The sequence below is a fragment of the Limnothrix sp. FACHB-1083 genome (assembly GCF_014696485.1).
Lineage (GTDB): Bacteria > Cyanobacteriota > Cyanobacteriia > CACIAM-69d > CACIAM-69d > CACIAM-69d.
On sequence record NZ_JACJQD010000008.1, the window covers coordinates 59,710 to 71,101 of the forward strand.

At 53.1% G+C, this 11,392-nt stretch carries 9 protein-coding genes; 4 read left to right on the forward strand and 5 right to left on the reverse strand.

The genetic code is table 11. From position 1 onward, the window contains the following. Window positions 1-90: 90 nt before the first annotated feature. Window positions 91-456 (reverse strand): phage holin family protein, encoded by a 366-nt coding sequence (locus tag H6F46_RS11600; protein ID WP_190354988.1) that lies wholly within the window; start codon window positions 454-456, stop codon window positions 91-93. A gap of 29 nt (window positions 457-485) precedes the next feature. On the opposite strand from H6F46_RS11600, the gene H6F46_RS11605 reads away from it, so the two are divergent. Next, on the forward strand, window positions 486-638 hold the full coding sequence (locus H6F46_RS11605; RefSeq protein ID WP_190354987.1) for a hypothetical protein: 153 nt from the start codon (window positions 486-488) through the stop codon (window positions 636-638). 23 nt (window positions 639-661) lie between these two features. Here H6F46_RS11605 and rimO read toward each other — a convergent pair whose 3' ends face one another. Beyond that, a complete protein-coding gene (gene rimO, locus H6F46_RS11610) occupies window positions 662-1,984 on the reverse strand; it encodes a 30S ribosomal protein S12 methylthiotransferase RimO (protein ID WP_190354986.1) in 1,323 nt (440 codons plus the stop codon). Window positions 1,985-2,727: 743 nt separating this feature from the next. Here rimO and H6F46_RS11615 point away from each other — a divergent pair. Further along, on the forward strand, window positions 2,728-3,144 hold the full coding sequence (locus H6F46_RS11615; RefSeq protein WP_190354985.1) for a hypothetical protein: 417 nt from the start codon (window positions 2,728-2,730) through the stop codon (window positions 3,142-3,144). A 239-nt stretch (window positions 3,145-3,383) separates the two neighbouring features. Here H6F46_RS11615 and H6F46_RS11620 read toward each other — a convergent pair whose 3' ends face one another. Continuing rightward, window positions 3,384-4,109, reverse strand: coding sequence for a calcium-binding protein (locus tag H6F46_RS11620; RefSeq protein ID WP_190354984.1), 726 nt, complete (start codon window positions 4,107-4,109; stop codon window positions 3,384-3,386). Window positions 4,110-4,327: 218 nt separating this feature from the next. Between H6F46_RS11620 and H6F46_RS11625 the strand changes: the two genes are divergently transcribed. After that, on the forward strand, window positions 4,328-4,480 hold the full coding sequence (locus H6F46_RS11625; protein ID WP_190354983.1) for a hypothetical protein: 153 nt from the start codon (window positions 4,328-4,330) through the stop codon (window positions 4,478-4,480). Between the two features lie 80 nt (window positions 4,481-4,560). Here the strand turns inward: H6F46_RS11625 and bchH are convergent, their stop codons facing one another. Next, the gene (gene bchH, locus H6F46_RS11630; RefSeq protein WP_190354982.1) at window positions 4,561-8,448 is read right to left on the reverse strand and encodes a magnesium chelatase subunit H; all 3,888 of its coding nucleotides are present in this window, start codon (window positions 8,446-8,448) and stop codon (window positions 4,561-4,563) included. A 405-nt stretch (window positions 8,449-8,853) separates the two neighbouring features. Here bchH and H6F46_RS11635 point away from each other — a divergent pair, with 405 nt between their 5' ends. Continuing rightward, window positions 8,854-9,828, forward strand: a complete 975-nt coding sequence (locus H6F46_RS11635) for a hypothetical protein (RefSeq protein ID WP_190354981.1) — start codon at window positions 8,854-8,856, stop codon at window positions 9,826-9,828. A gap of 36 nt (window positions 9,829-9,864) precedes the next feature. On the opposite strand, the gene H6F46_RS11640 is transcribed toward H6F46_RS11635, so the two are convergent. Further along, window positions 9,865-11,181, reverse strand: coding sequence for a response regulator (locus H6F46_RS11640; protein ID WP_190354980.1), 1,317 nt, complete (start codon window positions 11,179-11,181; stop codon window positions 9,865-9,867). Window positions 11,182-11,392 lie beyond the last annotated feature (211 nt).

Consider the following 11,392-nt stretch of genomic DNA (forward strand, 5'->3'; position numbering starts at 1 on the left):
AAGCCCCTTGTCCTCCATGGCTTTGCAGCAAAAGAATCAGAAGTTTAGTACTTGAGAAATTGCTGCCATTGACCGATCGCTTTAGCTATCTTATTGGTTGAGAACGGGCAGAAAATTTCCCAGAACTCCCAGCACCAACGATTGGAAAATGCTAATAAAAACTGCCCCCAGCAAGGCACTCCAAATGCCATTTTTGAGGCGGAAACCTTCCACCAACCAAGCAGCTAAACCAAACAGCAAGGTGCTAACGATTAAAGAAAACAAGCCCAGCGTGAGCAATTTGGGCAAGAAGGTGAGCCAGCCGGGAACGGCCCGCGCCAACCCCTGTAAAACGCCCAAAACAATACCGGCGATCAAGGCCTTCCAAGGGCTATCGACTTCCACGCCAAACGGCAAATAGGTTAGCAGAATCAGGCCGACGGCAATGACGACGGCCACGATCAGAAAAGAAACCACAATTCCTCATCCTTGGGGACACACCCCGGTTGATCCACCCACGATTCGATCGGGCAGTCGCGGCGGGAGTCCGATCGGCGGTGGATGGGCTGAAGCGGCGAGAGCTGGCCCCTTCGGAAATGGCTCCTTGGGAAAGCCAGCCCGCGCGCTTTTCAATTCTGAGCGATCGCTCTCGGATTTGAGTAGAGCTGGCGGGGCAAATTCTTTAGGCGGAGACGGCAACCTCGCCAAATAAATCGTAGGGTTCGGCTGCGGTGATGGTGACCGGGACGATCGCCCCCAGGCGAGCCGGCCCAGTGACATAGACCAAACCATCCACATCGGGAGAATACCGAGCCGATCGACCCAAGAATTGTCCCGTTTTCGGGTTCACCTGCTCAATCAGCACATCCACCGTTTGGCCCACGTAGGCCTGATTTCGCTTCAGGGAAATGGGCTGTTGCAGGGCCATCAGTCGATCGCGCCGACCATCCATCACTTCCTGCGGGAGTTGGTTGGGCAAATTAAACGCGGCGGTTCCCTCCTCGGGCGAGAAGGTAAACACCCCCACATGATCAAATTCGTGGCGCTGCACAAAGTCGCACAAATGCTCAAAGTGCTCCTCCGTTTCGCCGGGAAAGCCCACAATGAACGTGGTGCGCATGACGGCATTGGGCAATTGCTCGCGAATTTGAGCCAAGAGCCGATCGTTCATATTGGCCTGCCAAGGGCGATTCATCGATCGCAGCACTTCCGGGTGGGAATGCTGGAGCGGCAAATCAATATAGGGCAAGATATTCGGCGTTTCCCGAATGGCCGCAATCACCGATTCTGTCAGCCCCGTGGGATAGGCATAGTGGATTCGCACCCAAGGAATGTCCACCTCGCCGAGGGCCCGCAACAGCTCCGCCAGCTTGGGCTTGCCATAGCGGTCTAGGCCGTAGTTGGTGGTGATTTGGGAAATCAAGATTAGCTCTTGCACCCCTTCATCGGCCAGCTTGTGGGCTTCGGCCACAATCGACTCGATCGAGCGCGATCGCTGGTCGCCCCGCAAGTGGGGAATGATGCAGAACGCACAGCGATAGTCACACCCCTCCGCCACCCGCAGGTAGGCCGTGCCTTCGGCCGTGGTGCGATAGCGAGGGACGGTCTCATCGGCAATGTAGGTTGGTTCTTCCGAAATTTCCTGAACGCGCTCGCCCGCTTCCGTTCGCTGCACCACATCCACAATCTTGTGATAGTCGCCCGTGCCCACCACGGCCACGGCTTCCGGAATTTCATCCAAAAGGGTGTCCCGAAAGTGTTGAGCCATGCAGCCCGTGATCACAATTCGTTTGCCCGCTTCCGCCAGGGAAACCAAGGTGCGCACCGATTCTTCCCGCGCCTCTTGAATGAAGCTACAGGTGTTGACGATCGCGTAGTCTGCCGCATCGTCGTTGGCACTCACGTCATAGCCTGCCTGGGCTAGCAGGCCCATCATATGCTCGGTGTCAATGCGATTTTTTTCGCAACCGAGGTGAGTAACGGCGATCGTGGGTTTTCCAGCCATAGCTTGCAGTTGCAGTGCCGTTGAAGCGAGGGGTTAAGGGGTTAGTAGAGTCGAATCCACAATTATTCACCATATCAGCCCAAATTGCGCGTCCAATCGATCCCAGGGATTTTGATCAGATTTCTGGCGGGTGGGGAATGGTATGACTGGGGTGATGCGCGGGGTGATGTATGGGGTGATACATGGGAGACGGATGAGGCAATGCCTGGGGCTTGAGGGGGCTTGGGCTGGCGAAATTAGAGTTGAGCAATGGGGCCGATCGCCCGGAGCCGCCAATCCGCCATCGCCCCTTGTGCGGAATTCTCCTTCTGGCTGATCTGCACGGAATTTTCCCGATCGGCACTGTACCTTAGAGGAAGAGATAGGCAGTCTCTGTATCGACGATCGCCTCAATTTGTCCCAACTATACGGACAAGACTGGTGCAACTCCCGGTAGCCTGCCATTGCCAGCTCAAGGCTGCTTTGTTTGGGATCACCAACCCGCTGCTCCATTCCTGGCAGCATACGGGGCAACCGTAAGGGTTAAGTAGCCGATCGTGGGGTTGATCGCTAATGGGTCTCTAACCGATCGCTCACCGATCGTTCCCGATCGTGCTCGATCGCCCGTGATCGGTTTTGAGCGCAAACGCAAGGTGGCGTTAACCGCGTTTCGAGGGTGCATCAGCCGGCGATTCATGAGGAATTTTTGAAAATCGCATGAAAATCGCATGAAACTTGACAGCTCCGCTATTGCCCACAAAGCTATGCAACATTTACCCGAAAGCATTAGCGACGCAATTAACACCAGCGAACTCGGCGCGTTGATTGCTGAACATCGCAACACCCTGTTGTGCGAATTGTTACGCCCCATGCTGGATACCCTCGATCGCGAAGGCATCCAATTTTCTGCCGTGTTGCGTGCCCTGGCCACCGTGGCCAACGAACGCAGCAGCCAGCTTGAGGCCCTGAATGGATCGAACCCTTGGGAGCGCTGCAATAAGCTCTTGCACCAAGCCCGTGCCAGCGCTGAAGAGGCCGAACGCGCACTGCGCCCCAAAAGCCGCACCAGCACCCGATCGATCGCAACTCCCGCCGCGATCGAACTGCGGGAAACCCGGCCCTCCTTGGACGAGCTGCCCGAAGAAGAAGCCTGGGCCCGAGAGCTACTGAGTGAATCCTGAAGACAAGGGGCTGAAGCCCCTTGCCCGCAATTTACCCTTTACCCGCCATTGGCCACTGATGCCACCGGTTGGGTGTTGATCCCATTAGGTGTTAGTGCCATCAGGTATTGATCCCATTGGGTGTTAACTCCCTCAGGTATTGATCCCATTGGGTGTTAATCCCATCAGCGGAACCCTTAGCCTAAACAACCGGCTGAAAGGTTAGTTAGACAGTCGGCCGCAAGGTCGGCCTAGTCGGCTTAAAAGTCCGTATTCACGAACTTACCGGCCAGCTCGGTGGGCGTTTTGCCCAACACCAGACCCAAGGTTTTGAACACCCCATTGTCGTTGAACGTAATCGCCGTGCTGGGTGTGGAGCCGCCGCCGGAGTCGTTCAAAGTGATCGCCAGCAGTTGCAACTGACTTTCCTGCAGGCCGCCGGTTAGACCGATGCGATCGTTTCCAGTGCCGAAATCCACGATGAAATCTGCGGCGATCGCCCCGCTGGCATCAGCCACCGCCGCCGTGTCCCGCCGCAACACCAACAGATCATCGCCAGCCCCACCCACCAGGGTATCTTGTCCCAGATCGCCCACCAGGGTGTCATTGCCCTCTTCGCCATTCAGGAAATCGTTGTCCTGACCACCCCGCAGGATGTCGTTACCCACGCCACCCAAAATCAGGTCATTGCCCTTGTTGCCGCTGAGTACGTCATCCCCGGTGGAATTGAGGCCATCACCCACCAACAGATCGTCACCTTGACCACCATAGAAGGTGTCATTGCCCCCCAAACCATAGAGGCTGTCGTTGCCCAGGTTGCCGTAGATGATGTCCGCTTGGGCACTGCCGGTGATTTGGTCATCGCCCCCCAAACCCCGCACGCCTGCCGGGGTGGTACGGAGCACTTCCGCCGACAGCGAGCTAGTGGAGAAAAAGTTATTGGTATCGTCGAGATCGTAAAACGGGGGGTTAGGGCCAATAGCCATGATTACAAACTCCTAATCGATGAATAGTTCCGGAACTGGTTAGCCTAGGGACTGTTTAGCCGTTGAGCCTTGAATTAGACCGCTGTGGGGGCTAGTTCGTTCATGGTGTGCAACCAGTTCCTCCAGAAACTTGAGCACGATTTGTGCTCCCGCTGAACTCAGCCTTGAATTCCGGCCTTGAATTTCAGATTCCAACCCGTAAAGTCCAGTCTTGAATAATGACTGGCATTGGCGGGCAAATCAGCACGATCGCCCTGAGAAGTTTCCCCCCCAGAGATCGTGCCATTAGTGGCGGTCTTTTCGGATCCGGGTTAGGGCTGGGGACGCTGACGGCGGCGTTGTCGTTCCCGATCGCGCGATCGCGGCCCTAGTTGAAAGGGGGTTCCGGTTGGGGGGCATTTAAATTGAGTGGCCAATTGAGTGGCCAATTGAGTGGCTGAAGTTGAGCGGCTTACGGATTGGTCACCCCCTCCAAGGCCGCGTCGGTTTCGTCGTAGAGGGCTTGCAGTTGGCCGACCACAGCCTCATCGGCGGCCCAAAATCCACGGCCATTGGCTTCCAGCAAACGACCAACAATGTTGCGGAAGGCTTCCGGATTGGCGCGGCGCAGGCGATCGGCCATGGCTCGATCGAGGGCGTAGGTTTCGGCGGCTCCGTCATAGACCCAGCGATCGGCAAAATCCGTGGTGCCGCTCCAGCCCAACAGGGCCGTCATCCGTTGGGAAATTTCAAAGGCCCCGCCGGAACCCTGGGCGGCCATGGCTTCGGCCCACTTGGGATTCAGCAATTTGGTGCGATATTCCAACCGCAAGAGGCTGTTTAAGTCGCGGGGTTGGGTGTTTTTGCCGAAACTTTCCACAAAACTCGCGGTGACGGAGCGCTGTTGCTGTTGTTCGGCGGCACGCTTCAAGGCTCCGGTGTTGGCGTAGTACTCCTGGATATCCGTCAAGCCATATTCCACGGAGTCGATTTCCTGGACAATGCGCCCAGTGGTGGCCAAGAGCCGATCGAGCACTTCTGGGCGGGCTTGCCCCCGATCGCGCCGACCGTAGCTAAAGGCATTGCGCGATCGCCAAGTTTGGGCCAGCTCATCACCAGACTCCCAATTCCCATCATTGACGCGATCGTTCACCAAGGAGCCAAAATCTCCTGCCGGGTTTGAGAAGAGCCGAGCACTGGGATTTTCAACCCCTTGGGCCTGAAGCTCCAGAGCGTGTTTACGAATGAAGTTTTGTTCGATCGGCTCGTCGGCCGCCGCCGCCCGCGCAAACAGATCATCCAAAAGTTCCAAAATATTGGCGAAACTGTCTCGAAAAATGCCCGATAAATTAGCCAACACATCAATTCGAGGACGACCCAATTGAGCCAGAGGAATTAACTCATAGCGAACAATTCGGCCCGTACCTTCCTTAATTGGCTCTGCACCCACTAATTCCAACAAGATGCCCAAGGATTCGCCCTTGGTTTTAATGGCATCCAAACCCCAAAGCATCACAGCAATGGTTTCGGGATAGCTGTTCGGTTCCTGATCATGTTCCTGTTGGTGTTGGGCAATCAATTGCTGGGCGATCGCCTTGCCCCGTTCGTAGGCTCCTGGGGAGGGCATTCGGTAAGGATCAAGGGCATGAATATTGCGGCCCGTGGGCAATGCGCCGGGCCCGTCCCGCAACAGGTCTCCCCCCGGTGCGGGCGGAATATATTCCCCATTCAAGCCCCGCAATAAATTCGTTAGCTCATCGGTATTTTGGTTGAGCAAATCCCGCAAACGAATGGCTTCTTGAATCCGTTCTGAGACCTTGGGATCCAACTCAAACGATCGATTGGGATATTCCTGCTGGAACCAGTATCGATAGGCATTCAGGGGGCGATCGAGGTCGGATCCTTGGGCGATCGCTTCCAAGACCGATCGGGGTAAATCCGCCTCAAAATAGGCTTCCAAATAGGACAATAGCTGCTCGGCATTGGGTGCAGCTCCCAACACATGCAACCCACTAGAAAAAAGACGCTGTTCTAGTTCTTGCAGGTATTGATAAACCCTTGCAAAGTAGCGATCGAGCAAATCGGGGCCAAACAGCTTCAGGGTTTCCACACTCAGCTCCACCCCCAATTGTTGGGCTTCCGGCAGCGGACAATCCCGATCGAGTCCCGTGTCAATTAACCGTTGGGCGATCGCATCCCGCAGGGCCGTATTCGCCTGCGGATCCTCGCGATATTCCGCAATTAAATCACGCAGATTCACCAATTCCTTATACAAACCTGCTCGCCCATAGGGAGGCACATTGTGGGAAATTAACACCCCATAGCCCCGGCGCTTTGCCAAGATCGACTCCGAAGGATTATTGGCCGCATAGATATACAAATGGGGCAGATTTCCCAACAAAATATCTGACCAAGAATAGCCCGTGTTACCCAAGGGAGATCCCGGCAACCATTCCACCGTTCCATGCATTCCAAAATGGACGATCGCGTGGGGTTGCCAAACCCGCTGCAACCATTGATAGAATGCGGCATATTGGGGATGGGGGGTCAAGTCTCGCTCAAACATCAAGCGCATGGGATCGCCTTGCAAACCCAAAGGCGGCTGCACCCCAATCCAAACGTTTCCAAAGTAAACGCCCCCAATGTACAACTCATCCCCAAAGGTTTTAATACCCGATTCCGTGAGACCACCCCACTGTTTTTGAATCCGAGAACTGCCGAGATATCCTAACCATTGATCAAGGATTTGAGCTGGAACCCAGCCATCATTCAAGGGAGCCTGGTGTGGGTGCGATCGGGAAGGATGGCCCAAAGACCAACGATCATCGGCAGCTTTCACCTGTTGAATAATCGCCTCGCCGTCGGTGGGCAATTCACCCACGTCATAGCCTTGAGCTTGCAAAGACTCCAGCAGTTTCAAGAGCGATCGGGGAACATTCAACAGGGCCGCTGTTCCCGTTGCCCCATACCCCGGTGGAAAGCCATATAAAATAATTGCCAACTTGCGATCGCGTGGTGGAGTTTTGCGGAGTTGAATCCAGTTTTTGACGCGACTGGTTAACCGTTGAACACGCTCCGGAATCAGGTAAATATCATCTCCAACCAAGCCACCCAAGGGCACAGTATCAATTGCCCCGTCTAACTCCGGCAGGGCATACAGCACCACACTTTGGAGACCGCCAATTCCCTGCCTTGTCCAGGATTTTAGATCTTGAATGAGCAAAGGAGCGGCGACTAAATAGGGCACATTTTTAGCTGCCAAAATCCGCTGAGCCACCGCCACCTGTCGCCCAGCTTCCATGGAGCCAGCAGGGCCACCCACCAGCGGAAATCCAATCGTGGAAACAATTGAATCCACCAACACCGCATCAGCCGTCAGGGATTTCAATTCCCGATCGCCCTGGGCCCGTTGTTGCTGTTCATGGCTGGTGGTCAGCCAATCTCGGACAATCACATGGGCTTCCACGCCATTAATAAAAATGGGCAGGGGTAGCAAACCAGCCGCTTCAAAATGGCGAATCAGTTGAGGAATATAAGCCTGTTGCGTCACCACATGTTTTCGGTAGAGCAAAATAGCTACTACCGGGCAATCATGAGCAATTTTGGAGCCTTCCATTGTCGATCGCCCCGAATGATCAAGATGATCAGGATGATTAATTGGAGGCTCCGACAACTGGGGCGATCGTTGTTGACGATACCAGTTCAAATAATCTTGAGGATTCAAAAAATAGCCCGCATATTCAGGGTGCAATAACCCCATATTGGGCGTTTCAATCGGTGGGGCAATTTCCCCGATCGAGAGATCCAAATATTTTTCAGCCAAAATCCAGAGCATGGCGGCCACATTTTCCAAGCCACCAGCATTCCAATAGCCATAGATAATTAGCCAATTGCGCAGATCTTGTACCTTTTGAATCGGCACAAATTTCAGCAGTTTGGGCCCGGTTTTTAAAAAGCTGAGATAACCAGCCAGTCGATCTTCTTCTCGGCCGCTGGAAAATTTACTGAGAATAAACTTCACAGGCTTTGGCATCCCCGAAGGCTTGTCACCAATTTTGAACGCCCCAATCTGAGTGAGGGAAATTAATTCCAAAGCCGACTCAAAGACCAAACGAATAGGGATATGTTGCACCCGATCGCGCAACCAAAGCACCTGCTCATAGTCAAAAATTAGGCTGGCAAAAAATACATCGGCTTCTGCTAAAGCTGCGGCCACCCGATCGGGTTGTTCCGTAATGTCACGATCGGTAAAAGTGGTCACTTGCAATTGAGGACAACGCTCGATCGCCCGGTGGGCAGCTTTTCGGTACAAATCGGCGTTAAAAGTCTCGAACCCGGCAATGAGAACAATGCGCTTCATGGTGATGGAGGGTAGTGCGAGCGGAATTTAACGCAGGAGATCAGCAATCGATCAGTAATTAATTGGCAATCGATCGGTAATTGGTCGGCAATCGATCGAAAACCAACCAGACCTTGATCGGAACCCGATCGAAGCTTGATCAAAACTGAACCGGCCCTTGACCGGAACTTGACCAGAACTTGACCAGAACTGAGGTCGATCGCCCCTTGGGAGCCAGGCGGAGCCACTTGCTAAGCTAGCATCACCTGACTTTTCGCTGGGCTGTTTCCCTGGGGCCCTGTCGTTCAATCGAAACGCAATTGCCATCGCCCAAAGACTCCGATCCCTGGCCAGCAGCGGTGACCAATTGCGCCCCAGCCTATCTATTTTGACGAAATTTTTACGAAACCTGGACTGGAGAAACCCATGATCCCCAACTTTTTCCCCACATCCCAAAGTCCTGAGAGTGATGCTGCCGGTGCTGCTTGGCAAAAGGTGGCGATCGCCGTGGTTCATGGCATTGGAGCCGGTGATCCTGACTACAACAGCGGCAAAGCTGACCAACCGGAATTTATTCGCAGCTTGCAAAATAATCTAATCGATCGCTTCAGTAAACTAGGCATTTCTGACAAGGAATATCATCAGCGGTTCGTGATGGCTCCAGTGTATTGGGCAACGGTTTTGGAAGGAAACCAACAGGATTTGTGGGCCCGATTCCAGCGCCAAAGTGCCATGAATTGGGATCGAATCCGAGAATTTATGGTGTCCTTTGTTTCCGATGCCATTGCCTATCAGGTTAGTCCGCGCGGTCGCCATTCCTATCACGCCATTCATCGATTTTGTGCCCAAACTTTGCACACCCTGGCCCAAAAAGCTGGTCCCAAAGCACCCCTCTGCGTGATTGGTCATAGCCTTGGCTCGATCGTTTCCTATAACTATCTTCTGGATTTGCAAGCGGAGTTTGGGAACAATACCGAAGCAGAATCACTCTTTCGAGAATCGGTATTGCGCCAAGTGGGCAATAGCCCCTTGGAACGGGGTGAAACCCTCAGTTTGTACTACACCTTGGGCAGTCCCTTGGCCCTTTGGACACTGCGCGATCGCGATGGGGGCTTGCCGATTCAGTTTCCGGCCCCCCGCCTGACAGAACATTATCCTCAACTGAACTCAGCCACCGAATGGGTGAATGTTTACGATTCTGATGATGTGATTGCCTATCCATTACGACCCATTAATTCAGCTTTTCAACGGGCAGTGAAGGAAGATTTGAACGTAAACGCGGGAGAAGTCTGGGAAAGCTGGAATCCGCTTTCTCACAATGGCTATTGGAAAGATCCAGAAACGGGCGATCGCATCGCCCGATCGCTCCTGAACCTATCTCGATTGATCAATGGCCGCTGATTAGGTTTCTGATGAAGTTTCTGATGAGGTTTCTGGTTAGGGCTGAGTAACAGGAATTTCGAGAATGAACTTAGCGCCGTGACCCATCTGAGATTCACAATCGAGCCGACCACCGTGGCGATCGACCACGATTGAACGGGCGATCGCCAGCCCTAGTCCTGTGCCAATACCCGTGGGTTTCGTGGTGAAAAATGCTTCAAACAACTTCTGCTGCACCTCCGGTTCAATCCCTGGCCCATTATCAGAAACGATAATTTGCACCCATTTTTGATTCAGGGATCGGGTTTGAATTTTAATTTCCGGTTCCAAACCGCTCATGTGCTCCCAGTCCAAGTCATCCAAGGCATCGATCGCGTTAGCAATCAAGTTCATGAAAACCTGGCTCATTTCCCCGATCGAACATTCAACGAGGGGTAATTCCCCATAATCTCGAATGATTTTAAATTCCGATCGGCTGCCCTTGGACTTTAATCGATGGCGCAAAATGATGAGGGTATTTTCCAACCCTTCATGCAAGTCCGCTGGGGCGAGCTGTTGACTGCCCATTCGCGAAAAATTGCGCAAACTTGCGACCAAATCGCGAATTCGATCAGTGCCTAAACGCATGGATTCCAAAATTTTTGGAAAATCCTCCATCATAAAAGGCAAGTCCAAATCCTGGGTTTGGGTTGCCAAATCCGCTGGCGGCTCTGGATAGAATATTTGATAGAGCTGCAAGACATTCATCAAGTCTTCTGCATAATTACAGGCATGAACCAGATTGCCATGAATAAAATTCACAGGATTGTTAATTTCATGGGCCACTCCCGATAGCAACTGTCCCAGACTGGATAGTTTTTCTGCCCGCACCAAACTAAGGTGGGTGTCTTGCAAATCCGCCAAGGCTTTTTCCAGGGCCGCTGTGCGCTCAGCCACCCGAATTTCCAATTCTTGATTGCGATCGGCTAAGGCTTTGGTGAGGGATTGTAAACGCAAATGTAAGCGCACCCGCGCGAGGACTTCATCTTGTTGAAAGGGCTTGGTGATATAGTCCACAGCCCCTAAATTGAGACCACGCACCTTATCATCCACTTCCGAGAGGGCGGTCATGAAAATGATGGGAATGGCGGATGTTTGGCTATTGGCCTTCAAGCGGCGACAGGTTTCAAACCCGTCAATTCCTGGCATCATCACATCCAGCAAAATCAAATCTGGGGTTGCAAAATTGACCCGATCGAGCGCCACTTCTCCAGATTGGGCGATCCAAACTTCAAACCCCGCATCATCTAATAAATCAGACAGCAAACTAAGGTTAGCTGGCATATCGTCCACAATCAGAATCGTGGGACGATTTTCAGCGGCATCGAGGGACATGGCTCAAGGATGGAAGGTTTTGCAGTAAAAAGGGTGCTGGGAGAATTGAAGGATCGCCATTTAAGAATCGCCATTGAAGGATCACCAATCACTTGACCAATTGCTTGGCCAATGAAATGACTGGGCCCATGAAGCGCTGGATCGAAAGTGCTGAAAATCAGGTTAAGGCATCAACAATCATGAACTAATCATTAAGAACAAGCAAGACTTT

Coding starts and splice junctions, on each gene's coding strand:
- H6F46_RS11615 (WP_190354985.1), top strand. CDS start 2,728: ATGCAACATTTACCCGAAAGCATTAGCGACGCAATTAACACCAGCGAA.
- H6F46_RS11625 (WP_190354983.1), top strand. CDS start 4,328: ATGACTGGCATTGGCGGGCAAATCAGCACGATCGCCCTGAGAAGTTTC.
- H6F46_RS11635 (WP_190354981.1), top strand. CDS start 8,854: ATGATCCCCAACTTTTTCCCCACATCCCAAAGTCCTGAGAGTGATGCT.
- H6F46_RS11640 (WP_190354980.1), bottom strand. CDS start 11,181: ATGTCCCTCGATGCCGCTGAAAATCGTCCCACGATTCTGATTGTGGAC.
- bchH (WP_190354982.1), bottom strand. CDS start 8,448: ATGAAGCGCATTGTTCTCATTGCCGGGTTCGAGACTTTTAACGCCGAT.
- rimO (WP_190354986.1), bottom strand. CDS start 1,984: ATGGCTGGAAAACCCACGATCGCCGTTACTCACCTCGGTTGCGAAAAA.
- H6F46_RS11620 (WP_190354984.1), bottom strand. CDS start 4,109: ATGGCTATTGGCCCTAACCCCCCGTTTTACGATCTCGACGATACCAAT.